Genomic DNA, 15,417 nt, shown 5'->3' with positions numbered 1-15,417 from the left:
CCCCACAGCGTCGAGACACCGGAATGAAGCAGCAACGCCGCTACGCCATCGCGCCGTCCCTGGTGCGCCTGATCCGCCGCGAGCGGCCGGGCGTGCGGGTGCTGGAGGGCCACTTCCCCGACCAGCCGGATCGCCGCTCGCACGTGCGCCTCGAGGGCGATCGCTGCGAGCTCGTCCTGGAGACGCTCCAGGACGGCGCCGTGTCGGGCGAGGAGCGCACCGAGGTCTCGCGCGCGCAGGGCGAGATCCTGCTCGACGTCTGCGCCGGCAAGGTGAGCTACGAGCGCATCCGGATGGATTCGGGCGAGGGGCCGATCGTCGTGGTCGACCGCTATCTCGCGCCCTCGACGGCCGCCGTCGTGCGCGTCGCCTTCGACGGCGAGGGGGAGGCGAGGGCGTTCGGGGCGCCCCCCTGGTTCGGTCCCGAGCTCGTCGGCGAGGAGGCGGTCGAGCCGCGCGCGCTGGCGCTCGGCGCCCGCCCGCCGCTCTGGGAGGGGCCGATCGCGGATGCGGCGCTCGATTCGCTGCTCGACCACCTCGACACGCGCGCCCCGCGATTCGCCGGCCGCGGGCGCGACGACGCGGTGCTGAGCGCCCTCAAGCGCCTCGCCCGCACCGATTCGCCGGCGGGGCAAGCCGCCTCCGCGCCGGCCCCCGCGGCCGCGCATCCGGCGCCGAAGGCGCCGCCGGCCCAGCCCGCGGCTGCGGCACCGGCACCGGCCGGGAACGGCGCCAAGGCCGCCGCCCCGCGCCCGGCGCCGGCCGCTCCGCCGCCCGCCTCGGACTCCGGCGACGGCGCCGCCGAGGACGCCTTGTTCGAGCCCGTCGAGCCGGCGCGGCCGGCCAAGCCGCCGAACGGCGCGGCCGAGCGGCCGTCCTGATCGGCGCGCCGCGCGACGCGGCATAGGTGTACCTCACGACGCGCCATACCCTTGCCTCGCGCGCCCGAGCGGGTCATGTCTGACCCGCGCGCCGCGTGCGCGCTCCCGCGCGCCACACATCTGCGAGAGGCCCCGCATGATCCGCTTCCAGACGCCCGCGCGCCCGGCTCCGGTCGCGCCCGTGCGCGAGCACGTCGTCTGCCTCCACGGCCGGGAGGTGCGCGACCCCTATGCCTGGATCAAGGCGGAGAACTGGCGTGCGGTCCTCGACGACCCGAAGGCGCTCCCGGACGAGATCCGCGCCTATCTCGAGGCCGAGAACGCCTGGGGCGAGGAGGTCCTCTCCGGCACCGCGGGGCTGCGCGCGACGCTCGTCGAGGAGATGCGCGGGCGTATCAAGGAGGACGATTCCTCCGTGCCCGAGCCCGACGGGCCCTTCGCCTACTACACGCGCTTCCGCCAGGGCGGCGAGCATCCGCTCGTGTGCCGGCAGCCGCGGGACGGCGGGGAGGGCACGATCCTGCTCGACGGCGACGCGCTGGCGCAGGACCACGGCTACTTCGCCTTCGGCAGCATCGCGCACACCCGCGACCACGCCCGCCTCGCCTGGGCGAGCGACACGGAGGGGTCCGAAAGCTACGTCGTGCGCGTGCGCGAGCTCGCCACGGGCGGCGACCTTCCCGACCGCCTCGAGCGCGTCGCCGGCGGCCTCGCCTGGAGCGCCGACGGGCGCGCGCTCTACTACGTCGAGCGCGACGAGAACCACCGGCCGGCCCGCGTGCGCCGGCACCTTCTCGGCACGCCCCAGGCGGACGACGTCCTCGTCTACGCCGAGGGCGACCCCGGCTGGTTCGTCAACCTCGGCGAGACCCGCTCGCGCGACTTCGCCGTGATCTCGCTCGGTGACCACGAGACCTCCGAGGCCTGGCTCCTCGATCTCGCCGACCCCGAGGCGACGCCGCGCCTCGTGGCCAAGCGCGAGCGCGAGGTCCGCTACGACATCGAGCAGCGCGGGGACGCGCTCGTGATCCTCACCAACGCGGACGGCGCGGAGGACTTCAAGCTCGTCACCGCGCCCCTGTCCAACCCGTCCCGCGCCAACTGGCGGGACCTCGTCCCGCATCGGCCGGGCACGATGATCCTCGACCACGCCGCCTTCTCGGCCCACGTGGTGCGGCTCGAGCGCGAGGACGCGCGCCCGCGCATCGTGATCCTCGCGCTCGCGACGGGGGAGGAGCACGCGATCCGCTTCGAGGAGGAGACGTATTCTCTCGGCATGCGCGCCGGCGAGGAATACGACTCGACGCGGCTTCGCTTCGTCTATTCCTCGCTGACGACACCCGGCGAGACCTACGACTACGACATGGCCAGCCGCGAGCGAATCCTGCGCAAGCGCCAGGAGGTGCCGAGCGGTCACGACCCGGCGGCCTACGTGACGAGGCGCCTGTTCGCCACCGCCGCCGACGGCGCGCGCGTGCCGATCTCGCTGCTCCACCGGGCGGTCACCCCGCTCGACGGGAGCGCGCCGGCCCTGCTCTACGGCTACGGGTCCTACGGCATCGCCATGCCGGCGTCGTTCCGCACCAACATCCTCTCGCTCGTCGACCGCGGCTTCGTCTTCGCCATCGCCCACGTGCGCGGCGGCACGGAGAAGGGCTGGCGCTGGTACACGGACGGCAAGCGCGAGAAGAAGACCAACACGTTCGCCGACTTCGTCGCCTGCGCAGAGGCGCTGTGCGAAGCGGGCTACACCGCGCGCGGACGCGTCGTGGCGCAGGGCGGCAGCGCCGGCGGCATGCTGATGGGGGCGGTCGCCAACATGGCGCCGGAGCTCTTCGCCGGCATCGTCGCGGAGGTGCCCTTCGTCGACGTTCTCAACACGATGCTCGACGCCGAGCTTCCGCTCACCCCGCCGGAATGGCCCGAATGGGGCAACCCGATCGAGAGCGCGGAGGCGTTCGACCAGATCCTCGCCTACTCGCCCTACGACAACGTGCGCCCCCGGGCCTACCCGGCGATCCTCGCCATGGGCGGGCTCACCGATCCGCGGGTGACCTACTGGGAGCCGACGAAGTGGGTCGCGCGGCTGCGCGCCACGACGACCGGCGGCGGGCCGGTCGTGCTGCACATGAACATGGGCGCGGGCCACGGCGGCGCGTCGGGGCGGTTCAAGCACCTCGAGGAGGTCGCGCTCGCCTACGCCTTCGCGCTCGCGAGCGTGGAGGGGCGGGCGTGATCATCGGCATCGGCTCGGACCTGTGCGACATCCGCCGCATCGAGAAGAGCCTCGCGCGCTTCGGCGAGCGGTTCACCCGGCGCGTCTTCACCGAGGGCGAGCGGCGCCGGAGCGACCGCCGCGCGGCGCGCGCGCCGTCCTACGCGCGGCGCTTCGCGGCGAAGGAGGCCTGCGCCAAGGCGCTCGGCACGGGGCTCTCCGAGGGGGTCTTCTGGCGCGACATGGAGGTGGTGAACCTGCCCTCCGGCGCGCCGACGATGGCGCTCGCGAACGGCGCAGCGTCGCGCCTCGCCGCGATCACGCCGGCGGGACACCGTGCGGTGATCCACGTCAGCCTCACCGACGACCCGCCGCTCGCCCAGGCCTTCGTCGTCATCGAGGCGCTTCCGGCCCCGCCCGGCTGAGCCGGCCCTCGGCGCACCCTGCGGCGACGACGATCTTTTCCCGGGGCGCGCCGCGATTGCGGCCCGTGCGCCTTTCGGATAGACCCGCGCGAGGGGACTGGCATCCCGCGCGCCCGCACCGCGGGGCTCCTCGAGGACGAGCGACTTGACGAACGACGTGAAGGACGACGCGCAGGCCCCAGGGACGAAAGGGCGCCCGGTGACAGCGAAGCAGAAGAGCGACGGCGGCATCCTGGAAACCGTCAAGGTCATCGTCCAGGCGCTGCTGATCGCGCTCGTGGTGCGCACGCTCCTGTTCCAGCCCTTCAACATTCCCTCGGGCTCGCTCGTGCCGACGCTGCTCGTCGGCGACTACCTGTTCGTCTCGAAGTATTCCTACGGCTACTCCCGCTACTCGATCCCCTACGGCCCGCCGGTCTTCGACGGGCGAATCTGGGGCTCGGAGCCCGAGCGCGGCGACATCGCCGTGTTCAAGCTGCCGGCCGACAACGCGACCGACTACATCAAGCGTGTCGTCGGCCTGCCCGGCGACCGCGTGCAGATGATCGACGGCCGGCTCTACATCGACGGCGAGCTCGTCGAGCGCGAGGAGGTCGAGCCCTACGTCACGACGGACCCGTTCGGCCGCACCGTCTCCGTGCCGCGCTATCGCGAGACGCTGCCGGACGGCACCGAGCACTTCATCATCGAGCGCGACGGCGATCGCGGCTTCTGGGACAACACCGAGGTCTACACGGTGCCCGAGGGCCACTACTTCATGATGGGCGACAACCGCGACAACTCGACGGATTCGCGCGACCTCTCGTCGGTGGGCTTCGTTCCCTACGAGAACTTCGTCGGCCGCGCGGAGATCATCTTCTTCTCGATCGACGAGGACGCCTCCGCCTGGCGCGTCTGGGAATGGCCGTGGACGGTGCGCTGGGAGCGCCTCCTCGACCAGATCCGCTGACCGCTCCGATGGCGGCCGCCCGCACGAGCAAGGACCCGCTCGGCCCGCTCGAGGCGCGCGTCGGCCACGTCTTCGCCAACCGCGGCCTGCTCGAGGAGGCGCTCACGCACATGAGCGCCAGCAAGGAGGGCAAGGGCGCGCATTACCAGCGGCTCGAGTTCCTCGGCGACCGGGCGCTCGGCATCGTGGTCGCCGCGCTCCTGTTCGAGACCTTCCCGGACGCCAACGAGGGCGAGCTCTCCAAGCGCTTCTCCGAGATCGTACGCAAGGAGACCTGCGCGGAGGTGGCGCTCGGCTGGGACGTGGCGCCCCACATCGTCTTCGGCCACGGCATCGGCCGCACGGCGGCGCGCGCCAACAAGTCGATCCTCGGCGACGTCTGCGAGGCGATCATCGGCGCGGTCTACGTCGACGGCGGTCACGAGGCGGCGCGCCGGGTGGTGGAGGCGGGTTTCGGGGATATGATCCGCGCGACGCGGCCCGTGCCGCGCGACCCGAAGACGGTGCTCCAGGAGTACCTGCAGGGCCGCGGCGAGCAGCCGCCGCGCTACGCGCTCGTCGATCGCTCCGGGCCGGAGCACGCGCCGTCCTTCCGGGTGGGCGTGGTGATCGCGGGCATGGAGACGATCACGGGCGAGGGCCCGAGCAAGCGCGCCGCCGAGCAGGACGGCGCCCGGGCGGTTCTCGTCGAGCTGGGATTGTGGAAGGACGCCGATGGCGGACGCTGACGACGACAGGCCCGACGACGGGCGGGGCGAGGACGCGCAGGACGCGGAGACGGGCACGGCCGCGGGTCCGACCGCGGCGGGCTTCGTCGCGCTGATCGGGGCGCCCAACGCCGGCAAGTCGACGCTGCTCAACCAGCTCGTCGGCACCAAGATCTCGATCGTCTCGCGCAAGGTGCAGACGACGCGCGCGCTCGTGCGCGGCATCGCCATTCACGGTCGCGCGCAGATCGTCTTCGTCGACACGCCCGGCATCTTCAAGCCCAAGCGCCGGCTCGACCGGGCGATGGTGACCTCGGCCTGGGGCGGCGCGGCGGACGCCGACGCCGTGTGCCTGCTCGTCGATGCCCGCAAGGGAAGCGACGAGGAGGTCGAGGCCATCGTCGAGAAGCTCGCCGACGTGCGGCGCCCGAAGATCCTCGTCCTCAACAAGATCGATCTGATCGAGCGCTCGAAGCTCCTCGCGCTGGCCGCCGCGCTGAACGAGAAGGGCTCCTTCGACCACACGTTCATGATCTCGGCGCTGAAGGGCGACGGCGTCGACCGGCTCATGGAGACGCTGGCCGGCATGATGCCGGAGGGACCCTGGCTCTACCCGGAGGACCAGATCTCCGACGCGCCGCTGCGCATGCTCGCCGCCGAGATCACCCGCGAGAAGATCTACGAGCGCCTCCACGAGGAGCTGCCCTACGAGAGCCACGTCGAGACCGAGAGCTGGGAGATGCGCAAGGACGGCTCCGCGCGCGTCGAGCAGACGATCTACGTGGCCCGCGAGAGCCAGCGCAAGATCGTGCTGGGCGAGGGCGGGCGCACCATCCGCTCGATCGGCCAGGCGGCCCGCAAGGACATCGCCGAGGCGGCCGAGCACCCGGTCCACCTGTTCCTGTTCGTGAAGGTGCGCGAGCGCTGGATCGACGATCCCGAGCGCTACCGGGCGATGGGGCTCGAGTTCCCGCGCGGGTGAGGGAGGGCCCGCCGTGGAGTGGACCGACCAGGGCATCGTGCTCGGCGCCCGCTCCCACGGCGAGAGCGCAGCCATCGTCGAGCTGCTGACGCGCGAGCACGGCCGGCATCTCGGCTACGTCAACGGCGCGCGCGGCAAGCGGCTCGCCGCCGTCGTCCAGCCCGGCAACACGGTGGCGGCGACATGGCGGGCGCGCACCGACGAGCAGATGGGGACCTTCGGGCTCGAGGGCGTCGCGCTGCGCTCGGGCGCGCTGATGGCCTCGCGCCTCGCGCTCTACGGGCTCGCCACGATGAGCGCGCACCTGCGCCACCTGCCCGAGCGCGACCCCCATCCCGCCCTCTACGTCGCGGCCGAGGCGCTCGTCTCCCACCTCGACGACCCCGACCTCGCCCCGCGCCTGTTCGTCGCCTTCGAGCTGGCGCTCCTCGCCGAGCTCGGCTTCGGGCTGGATCTCGGGCGCTGCGCGCTGACGGGCGCAGAGGACGACCTCGCGTGGGTCTCGCCGAGATCGGGGCGGGCGGTCTCGCGCGACGCCGGCGCGCCCTGGGCCGACAAGCTGCTGCCGCTGCCGCCCTTCCTGACGGCTCGGGGCAGGACCGGCGAGGGCGCGCAGGACCCGACACCGGAGGAGATCGCACTCGGGATCGCGCTCACGAGCCACTTTCTCGAGCGCGCCGTGTTCGCGCCGAGCGGCGCGCAGGCGCCGCCGGAGCGCCTGCGGCTGGTCGGCCTGGCGGTGGCGACCGCGGCGTCCCGGTCCGAGGCGTGACGAGCGTGGACAACTCGCGTCGGGCCCGTTGCGCCCTCTTGCCCACGTACCCGATCCGTTCTAGCACACGCAATCGCACCATCCCGCGAGGAGCCGCATGGGCAAGCCCGTCGATCCGCCGTCCGGCCCCGACGCCGAGAGCATCAACCTGAAGGACGCGCTCGAGGAGCGCTACCTCGCCTACGCGCTCTCGACGATCATGCACCGCGCGCTCCCCGACGCGCGCGACGGGCTCAAGCCCGTGCACCGGCGCATCCTCTACGGCATGCGGCTGCTTCGGCTCGATCCCGGCACCGCGTTCAAGAAGTCGGCCAAGGTCGTCGGCGACGTGATGGGCTCGTTCCATCCCCACGGCGACCAGGCGATCTACGATGCGCTGGTGCGCCTCGCGCAGGACTTCGCCTCGCGCTACCCGCTCGTCGACGGCCAGGGCAATTTCGGCAACATCGACGGGGACGCGGCGGCCGCCTACCGCTACACCGAGGCGCGCATGACCGAGGTCGCGCGCCTGCTGCTGGACGGGATCGACGAGGACACGGTCGACTTCCGGCCGAACTACGACGGCTCGACGGAGGAGCCCGTCGTCCTGCCGGCGGCCTTCCCGAACCTGCTCGCCAACGGCTCGCAGGGCATCGCGGTGGGCATGGCGACGTCGATCCCGCCGCACAACGCGGCCGAGCTGTGCGACGCGGCGCTCTACCTGATCGACCATCCGCAGACGACGTCCGAGCAGCTCCTCGCCTTCGTGCCGGGCCCGGACTTCCCGACCGGCGGCATCATCGTCGAGAAGCGCGAGCAGATCGTCGAGGCCTACAATACCGGCCGCGGCGGCTTTCGCGTGCGTGCGCGCTGGCACAAGGAGGACGGCGGGCGCGGGCAATGGGCGGTGGTGGTCACCGAGATTCCCTACGGCATCGGCAAGTCCCGCATGATCGAGAAGATCGCGGAGCTGATGGCCGAGCGCAAGCTCCCGCTCGTGGCGGACGTGCGCGACGAGTCGGCCGAGGACGTGCGCATCGTGTTCGAGCCGCGCGCGCGCACGGTCGACGCCGCGCTGATGATGGAATCGCTCTTCCGGCTCACGGACCTGGAGGCGCGCATCCCGCTCAACATGAACGTGCTGGTCGGAGGCACGGTGCCCCGCGTCATCGGGCTCGCCGAGGCGCTCCGGGCCTGGCTCGACCATCGCCGCGACGTGCTCCAGCGCCGTTCGCGCCACCGCATGGCGGCGATCGACCGCAGGCTGGAGATCCTGCGCGGCCTGCTCGTCATCTATCTCGATCTCGACGAGGTCATCCGCATCATCCGCGAGGAGGACGAGCCGAAGGCGGAGCTGATGCGCACCTTCGAGCTCACCGAGATCCAGGCGAACGCCATCCTCGATACGCGCCTGCGGAGCTTGCGCAAGCTCGAGGAGATGGAGCTCAAGCGCGAGCTCGACGCGCTGACCGAGGAGCGCGGCGGGCTGGAGGCGCTGCTCGCCAGCGAGCAGAAGCAGTGGAAGACGGTGGCCAAGCAGATCCGCGAGGTGCGCAAGAGCTTCTCCGGCGAGACCGCTGTGGGGCGCCGGCGAACCAGCTTCGAGGACATGCCCGACACGGCGGGTATCGACATCACCGAGGCGATGGTCGAGCGCGAGCCGATCACCGTCATCGTCTCGACGAAGGGCTGGATCCGCGCGCTCAAGGGCCACGTTCAGGACGTCTCCTCCGTCGCCTTCAAGGGTGACGACGCGCTCGCCTTCTCCTTCCACACGGAGACGACGGCGAAGGTCCTGGCGCTCGCGACGAACGGCAAGGCCTTCACCCTCGATGCGTCGAAGCTGCCGGGCGGGCGCGGCTTCGGCGACCCGATCCGGCTCATGGTGGACTTCGACGACGACGCCGAGATCGCCGCGATCTTCCCCTTCGTCGCGGGCCAGAAGCGGCTCCTCGTGTCGTCGGACGGGCGCGGCTTCGTCGCGCCGACGGACTCGCTCGTCGCCAACACCCGCAAGGGCAAGCTCGCGCTCAACGTCGACGCGGGGGCGAAGGCCGTCCTCGCCGTGCCGGCGGAGGGCGATCACGTCGCGATCGTCGGCGAGAACCGCAAGCTCCTCGTCTTCCCCCTGGCACAGGTGCCCGAGATGACCCGCGGCAAGGGCGTTCGGCTCCAGCGCTACCGCGACGGCGGCGTGTCGGACGCCAAGATCTTCCCGCTCGCCGACGGCCTCACCTGGGTCGACACGTCCGGCCGCACCTGGACCGTCAAGGGCGAGGACCTGCGCGACTGGATCGCCAACCGCGCCGACGCCGGTCGCCTGCCGCCGAAGGGCTTCCCGAAGACGAACCGGTTTTCGTAATCGTGCGAAGCGGCACGCCAGTATTTCACATAAATGCGTTGCGCATCGTTAACCCCGCTGCGTGCACGGTCCCGGCTGTGCAGAAGACAGACGAGCGCGCCGCTCGAACGGCGCGCCTCCGGGAGAGTGCGATGACGACGTTGGCCCGCCTCGTCTATGTCAGCCGCCCCCGCATGGCGGGCCGGCGCGGGGGATTCCTGGCGATGTGCGACGAGATCCTGGTCGAGGCACGGCGGAGCAACGCCGACGCCGCGATCACCGGGGTGCTCGTCGCCGGCCCGGGCCTGTTCGCGCAAGTGCTCGAAGGCGGCCGCGCCGCCGTGTCCGAGACCTTCGCACGCATCTGCCGCGACCCGCGCCACGAGGCGATCGAGATCCTCGAGATGCGCGCCGTCGACGAGCGGCGCTTCGCCAAATGGAGCATGGCATTCAGCGACATCGATGGCGCGCCCGCCGCGCTCGTCGCGCGGTTCCGGCAAGGGCGCGACCTCGACGTGCGGGCGATGACGCCCACCGCCGTTCTCGCCTTCATGGAGGCCGCCGCGCAGGCGCAGGCGCAGGACAACGCGCTTCTCGGCGCGCCCCGCCCGAGCGCCGGATACGTCGACGACATCGTGTTCGTCCGCGCCGCGGAGTAGGCGAGGGGCCGCCTCAGGAGCGGCCGAGGCGGTCGAGAACCCCCTCCGCCGCGGCACGACCGGTGGCGAGGCAGCCCTGCAGGAGGTAGCCGCCCGTCGGCGCGTGCCAGTCGAGCATCTCGCCGGCGACGAAGGTGCCCGGGCGCGCCCGCAGCATGAAGCGGTCGTCGATCGCCTCGGCGCGGACGCCGCCGCGGGTGGAGATGGCGCGCTCGAGCGGGCGCATGGCCGCGACGTCGAGGGCGCAGTCCTTCGCGCGGGCGGCGAGCGCCGCCGGCTCCGCGGGCAGGGGACCCGCCTCCCGCATCAGCCCGATCGCCGCAGGCGCGAGCCCGGCGCGGCGCAGCCGCTCGGTGAGCGTGCGCCCCTTCAGCGCCGCCGCGACGCGCGCGGCGAGGGCGTCGGCCGCGAGGTCGGGACGCAGGTCGAGACGCAGCGCCACCGTGCCGGCGGCGTCGAGGGCTTCGCCGATCTCCGCCGAGCGGGCGTAGACGCCGGTGCCCTCCAGGCCGTGCGCGGTGATCATCGCCTCGCTCGTGCCCGCGCCGTCGGCCGGTGCTCCGACGCCGATGGCGATCCGCTTGAGCGGCGTGCCGGCGAAGCGCTCGCGGAAGATCGCGCTCCAGGCGATCTCGACGCCCGCGTTCATCGCCGCGAGCGGCGCGACCGGCACGCACGCTTCGGCGAGGATCGGCGCCCACGCGCCGTCCGAGCCCAGCCGCGACCAGGAGGCGCCGCCGAGCGCCAGGATTGTCGCATCCGCCGCGAGCGTGCGCGCCTCGCCGCCGCTCTCGACCCGCAGACCGCCATCGGCGGCGAACCCGATCCACCGCGTGCGGGTCTCGAGCCGCACGCCCGCCGCCCCGAGCCGCGCGAGCCAGGCACGGGCGAGGGGGCTCGCCTTGAAGCTCTTCGGGAAGACGCGGCCCGACGACCCGACGAAGGTCGCCTCGCCGAGCCCGTCGGCCCAGGCGCGCAGGTCCTGCGGCGGGAAGCGTGCGATCGCCTCCCGCACCGCCGGCGCGACGCTGCCGCCGAACTGCGCGAGGAAGCGTTCGAGCGGCTCGGAATGGGTCAGGTTGAGGCCGCCGCGACCCGCGAGCAGGAATTTTCGCGCGGGGCTCGGCATGCGCTCGAGCACCGTGACCGTGACGCCGCCCGCCTCCACGAGCCGCTCGGCGGCGGCGAGGCCGGCAGGGCCGGCGCCGACGATGACGACGTGGGGGAGGCTCACCTGCGGGCTCCTTCTCTCGTTCTCCCGCGTGCGGGGCGGGGACCATCGTCCCGCGGCGCGGGCTTGTCCAGTGGGGGAGCCGGGCACGGCCACGATCCGGCCGCCTTGATTTCGCCCGTGGCCGGGGGCAGGGGAGGCGGGCCATGAAGATCCTGCTCGCCGCCGCCCTCGCCGTCCTCCTGTCCGCCTGCGCGCTCCTGCCGGAGCGCGCCGGCCCGATCACGATCGAGCGGGAGCACGCGGAGGCGATGGCGCGGATGCTGTCGGACTACCGGCGGGCGAACGGCCTCGGGTCGGTTCGAGTCGATCCCACGCTGATGGCAGCGGCGGAGCAGCAGGCCCGCACCGTCGCGGCGCGCGATCGGCTCGACCACGGCAACTTCGCCGCCCGCATCCACCGCCACCGCGTCGACACCGATCGCGCCTTCGAGAACCTCGCCGCGGGAGACCCGACGCCGCAGGCCGCGCTCGCGACCTGGAAGGCCTCTCGCGATCACCAGCGTGCGCTGGTCAGCCCCGAATCGACACGGATCGGCTACGTGCGCGCGCTCGCACCGGAAACGCGCCACCGCACCTTCGACGTGCTCGTCCTCGCGTCCGACTGAGCCTGCCCGCGCGCGTTCATCGGCGCGACGCGACCGCGACGATGTCGGCGAGGAGGGCGTGCAGCCGGTCCCGGTAGCCGGTGCGGGCGGAGGGGCGCGTCTCGTCGGACGTCATCACAACGACGAGGCCGAGCTCCGGCACGATGTAGAGCATCTGGCCGCCGTAGCCCCAGGCGTAGCGCACGTCGCGACCGCCGATCTCCCGGGCGAACCAGGCATAGCCGTAGCCGTCCCCGGTGAAGCGGGAGCGGGTACGAGGCGTCCAGCTCTCCTCGACCCAGCCCTCGGGGATCACCTGCGTGCCGTCGGTGGCCCGCCCGCCCCCGGCGTAGGTCTCGCCGAAGGCCAGCAGCGAGCGCGGCGTCATCGCCATCTGGTTGCCGCCGAGGTGAATCCCCCGCGGGCTCGTCTCCCAGCCGGTGATCCCGAACCCGTCGATCGCGCCGAGCCAGTCGTCGGCGAGCGCGCGCGTCGAGCGGCCGCTCTCGCGGGCGAGAATCGCCGAGAGGAGATGCGTCGAGCCGGTGGAGTAGAGCATCGCGCCGCCGGGCTCCTCGACGAAGGGCCGCGCCAACGCGTCGCGCACCCAGTCGCGGCTCGCCACCCACGATCCGTAGTTCGCCCCGGACGTCCGTTCCAGACCCGCGCGCATGGTCAGCAGATGGCCGATCGTGATCCGGTAGAGACGCGGGTCCGGGTCGGCGGGCAGCTTGTCGCGCAGGAGCGGCGCGATCGGCTGGTCGACGCCCTCCAGGAGCCCGCGCTCGATGGCGATGCCGACCAGCGCCGAGACGATCGCCTTCGAGGCGGACTTGATGTTGGTCGGCCGGTCGGGCGACGCGCCGCCGTAGCCGCGCTCCGCGAGCAGCGTCCGGTCGCGGGAGACGAGCACGGTCTCCAGCGCGTCGAGCTCCGCCGCATCCTCGAGGAGCGCGTCGAGCGTCTGCGCCGGCGCGGCCTCGTCCTGCGCGCGGGCGAATGCCGGCGCGAGGGCCGCGGCGGCGGCGAGGGCGAGGGCGGACCGGCGGGTGAGGGATGCGGGCATGGGATGGAAGCTAGGGGCGGGGAGGGCGTCGGCCAAGCCGCACCTGCGCGGCGTGCGCGACTTCTCCTTGCTTTCGGCTCGCGCTCGGCTATCAGGGCGCTCCGCCGCATCGAGGAGCCGCGCCATGAGGCCCGAGGACGTCGCCGCCTGCTGGGAAGGGAACGCCGAGGCCTGGACGCGGCTCGTCCGTGCCGGGCACGACCGCTATCGCGACACGCTGAACACGCCCGCCTTCCTGGCGATGCTCCCGCCGGTCGCCGGCCTCGCGGGGCTCGATCTCGGCTGCGGCGAGGGCGCCAACACCCGCGCGTTGGCGCGGCTCGGCGCGCGCATGACCGGCATCGACGTCGCGCCCACCTTCGTGCGCCACGCCGAGGAGGCGGAGGCGGCCGAGCCGCTGGGCATCCCCTACCGCGTCGCCGACGCCGCGGCGCTGCCGTTCCCGGACGGGAGCTTCGCCTTCGCCACCGCCTTCATGTCCCTTATGGACATGCCGGATCAGGCGGCGGCGCTGGCCGAGGCGCGGCGCGTCCTGGCGCCCGGCGGCTTCCTGCAGTTCTCGATCCTGCATCCCTGCTTCGTGCCCCCGCACCACCGCAACATCCGCGACGCGGAGGGCCGGGTGGTCGCGCTCGAGGTCGGCCGCTACTTCGAGGAGCTGGACGGCGACATCGAGACCTGGATCTTCTCGACCGTCCCGCCCGAGGAGCGCGCGACGACCCCGCCCTTCCGCACGCCGCGCTTCCACCGCACGCTGTCGCGCTGGGTCGAGATGGTGGTCGCGGCCGGCTTCCTGATCGAGGCGATGGGCGAGCCGCGCGCCACCGAGGCGGAGGCCGCGGCCGAGCCCGTCGTCGCGGACACGCGCAACGCGCCGATCTTCCTGCACGTGCGCTGCCGGAAGCCGGGGTAGCCCTACTCCGCCGCCTCCCGCGCTCCCACCTCGGGCGCCCTCGGCCGCTGGCGCGTGTCCCAGTGCGGGTCCTCGTGCCAGGGCGCGTTCGACGGCGCCAGCGGCTCGCGGCCGCGGATGATGTCGGCGGCCTTCTCGGCGAGCATGACGGTGGGGGCGTTGAGGTTGCCCGAGACGATCGAGGGCATGATCGCCGAATCGACCACCCGGAGCCCCCGGATGCCGTGCACCCGGCAGTCCCCGTCGACCACCGCCATCGGGTCCGAGCCCATCTTGCAGGCGCCGGAGGGGTGGTAGGCGCTCTCGCAGTTCTGCGCGACCCAGGCGTCGATCTCGGCATCGGTGCGCACGTCCGGCCCCGGCGCGAGCTCGGCGCCGCGGAAGCGGTCGAAGGCCGGCTGCGCGAAGATCTCGCGGGTGAGCCGCACGGCCGCCCGCATCTCCTCCCAGTCCTCGGGGTGGGACATGTAGCGCGGGTCGATGATCGGGTGCGCCGCCGGGTCCGCGTTCGCGAGCCGCATCTTGCCGCGGCTCTTCGAGCGCATCGGCCCGACATGGGCCTGGTAGCCGTGCCGGTCGGACGGGTTGCGGCCGTCGTAGCGCACGGCCATGGGCAGGAAGTGGTACTGCAGGTCCGGGTGGCGCACGCCGGGGCGCGAGCGGATGAAGCCGCCGGTCTCGAAATGGTTGGTCGCGCCGAGCCCGGTCTTCCGGAGGTACCATTCGAGCCCGATCTTCACCTTGGCGACGGGGTTCAGCGCCGAGTAGAGCGTGATCGGCTCGCGGCTCTCCTGCTGGACGTAGATCTCGAGATGGTCCTGCAGGTTCTCGCCCACGCCCGGCAGGTCGTGGCGCGGCGTCACGCCCGCCGCCTTCAGCTCGTCCGCATTGCCGATGCCCGACAGCATCAGCAGGTGCGGGGAGCCGATGGCGCCGGCGGAGAGGATCACCTCGCGCTCGGCATAGAGACGCTCCAGCCCGTCCGCGGCGTCCGCCACGACGACGCCGCGGGCGCGATCGCCCTCCAGGATGATCTCCAGCGTCGAGACCCCGGTGCGCACGGTGAGGTTCGGCCGGCTCATGGCCGGGCGCAGGTAGCCCATGGCGGTGGACCAGCGCCGGCCCTCGTGGACCGTCATGTCCATCGTGCCGACGCCTTCCTGCTGGTAGCCGTTCTGGTCCTCGGTGCGGTCGTAGCCCGCCTGCACCCCGGCTTCGACCCAGGCGCGGTAGAGCGGGTTCTGCGCGATCCCGGTGGACACGCGAAGCGGCCCCTCGCCGCCGTGATAGGCGTCCGGCCCCTTGCCGCGCGCCTCGGCCTTGCGGAAGTAGGGCAGCACATTGGGGTAGGACCAGTGCGCGAGCGCCGGATCCTCCTGCGCCCAGCGTTCGTAGTCGAGCGCGTGGCCGCGGACATAGGCCATGCCGTTGATGGTGGACGAGCCGCCGAGCACCTTGCCGCGCGGCCAGTGCATCCGCCGCCCCGCGAGGGTCGGCTGCGGCTCGGTCCAGTAGTCCCAATTGTAGGTCTTGCCCTGCATCGGGTAGGACAGCGCGCTCGGCATGTGCAGGCGCCAGTCCCACCAATGGTCCTTCGGCCCGGCCTCGAGCAGGAGCACCGAGACGTCCGGGTCCTCGGAGAGCCGGTTCGCCAGCACGCACCCCGCGGAGCCGGCACCGACGATGATGTAGTCGTGGGATTTGCTCATG

14 protein-coding genes are annotated in these 15,417 nt (G+C 72.8%); 11 read left to right on the top strand and 3 right to left on the bottom strand.

Annotated elements, in window-relative coordinates:
* Positions 1 to 23: 23 nt before the first annotated feature.
* From G407_RS25370 to G407_RS30135, 9 genes are all read left to right on the top strand, one after another.
* The gene (locus G407_RS25370; protein ID WP_052340880.1) at positions 24 to 881 is read left to right on the top strand and encodes a hypothetical protein; all 858 of its coding nucleotides are present in this window, start codon (positions 24 to 26) and stop codon (positions 879 to 881) included.
* A 136-nt stretch (positions 882 to 1,017) separates the two neighbouring features.
* Positions 1,018 to 3,117, top strand: a complete 2,100-nt coding sequence (locus tag G407_RS0102785; RefSeq protein WP_156917451.1) for a S9 family peptidase — start codon at positions 1,018 to 1,020, stop codon at positions 3,115 to 3,117.
* Positions 3,114 to 3,521 carry a holo-ACP synthase gene (gene acpS, locus G407_RS0102780; RefSeq protein ID WP_029029580.1) on the top strand — a complete coding sequence of 136 codons (408 nt, stop codon included), beginning with the start codon at positions 3,114 to 3,116 and terminating at the stop codon, positions 3,519 to 3,521. Before G407_RS0102785 ends, acpS begins: the two co-directional genes overlap by 4 nt.
* Positions 3,522 to 3,720: 199 nt before the next feature.
* Entirely contained in the window at positions 3,721 to 4,470 is a 750-nt protein-coding gene (gene lepB, locus G407_RS0102775) for a signal peptidase I (RefSeq protein ID WP_043538783.1), read from the top strand.
* A gap of 8 nt (positions 4,471 to 4,478) precedes the next feature.
* Positions 4,479 to 5,198 (top strand): ribonuclease III, encoded by a 720-nt coding sequence (gene rnc / locus G407_RS0102770; protein WP_029029578.1) that lies wholly within the window; start codon positions 4,479 to 4,481, stop codon positions 5,196 to 5,198.
* Positions 5,185 to 6,159: a GTPase Era gene (era, locus tag G407_RS0102765; RefSeq protein WP_029029577.1), complete on the top strand. Its 975-nt coding sequence runs from the start codon at positions 5,185 to 5,187 to the stop codon at positions 6,157 to 6,159. Before rnc ends, era begins: the two co-directional genes overlap by 14 nt.
* A 13-nt stretch (positions 6,160 to 6,172) precedes the next feature.
* Positions 6,173 to 6,931, top strand: a complete 759-nt coding sequence (gene recO / locus G407_RS0102760; protein WP_029029576.1) for a DNA repair protein RecO — start codon at positions 6,173 to 6,175, stop codon at positions 6,929 to 6,931.
* 97 nt (positions 6,932 to 7,028) lie between these two features.
* Entirely contained in the window at positions 7,029 to 9,272 is a 2,244-nt protein-coding gene (gene parC, locus G407_RS0102755; RefSeq protein ID WP_029029575.1) for a DNA topoisomerase IV subunit A, read from the top strand.
* Between the two features lie 131 nt (positions 9,273 to 9,403).
* Positions 9,404 to 9,910, top strand: coding sequence for a BLUF domain-containing protein (locus G407_RS30135; RefSeq protein WP_052340879.1), 507 nt, complete (start codon positions 9,404 to 9,406; stop codon positions 9,908 to 9,910).
* A 13-nt stretch (positions 9,911 to 9,923) separates the two neighbouring features.
* Here the strand turns inward: G407_RS30135 and G407_RS0102745 are convergent, their stop codons facing one another.
* Positions 9,924 to 11,144 carry a TIGR03862 family flavoprotein gene (locus G407_RS0102745; protein WP_029029574.1) on the bottom strand — a complete coding sequence of 407 codons (1,221 nt, stop codon included), beginning with the start codon at positions 11,142 to 11,144 and terminating at the stop codon, positions 9,924 to 9,926.
* Positions 11,145 to 11,287: 143 nt separating this feature from the next.
* Between G407_RS0102745 and G407_RS25360 the strand changes: the two genes are divergently transcribed.
* Positions 11,288 to 11,749 carry a CAP domain-containing protein gene (locus G407_RS25360; protein WP_052340878.1) on the top strand — a complete coding sequence of 154 codons (462 nt, stop codon included), beginning with the start codon at positions 11,288 to 11,290 and terminating at the stop codon, positions 11,747 to 11,749.
* 16 nt (positions 11,750 to 11,765) lie between these two features.
* On the opposite strand, the gene G407_RS0102735 is transcribed toward G407_RS25360, so the two are convergent.
* A complete protein-coding gene (locus G407_RS0102735) occupies positions 11,766 to 12,794 on the bottom strand; it encodes a serine hydrolase domain-containing protein (RefSeq protein WP_029029573.1) in 1,029 nt (342 codons plus the stop codon).
* A 124-nt stretch (positions 12,795 to 12,918) separates the two neighbouring features.
* Here G407_RS0102735 and G407_RS0102730 point away from each other — a divergent pair, with 124 nt between their 5' ends.
* On the top strand, positions 12,919 to 13,707 hold the full coding sequence (locus tag G407_RS0102730) for a class I SAM-dependent methyltransferase (protein ID WP_029029572.1): 789 nt from the start codon (positions 12,919 to 12,921) through the stop codon (positions 13,705 to 13,707).
* A gap of 2 nt (positions 13,708 to 13,709) precedes the next feature.
* Here the strand turns inward: G407_RS0102730 and betA are convergent, their stop codons facing one another.
* A complete protein-coding gene (gene betA, locus G407_RS25355; RefSeq protein ID WP_052340877.1) occupies positions 13,710 to 15,416 on the bottom strand; it encodes a choline dehydrogenase in 1,707 nt (568 codons plus the stop codon).
* Between the last annotated feature and the right edge of the window lies 1 nt (position 15,417).

The sequence above is a fragment of the Salinarimonas rosea DSM 21201 genome (genome assembly GCF_000429045.1).
GTDB classification, from domain to species: Bacteria; Pseudomonadota; Alphaproteobacteria; order Rhizobiales; family Beijerinckiaceae; genus Salinarimonas; species Salinarimonas rosea.
This window is presented reverse-complemented; position numbering and strand designations above follow the sequence as displayed.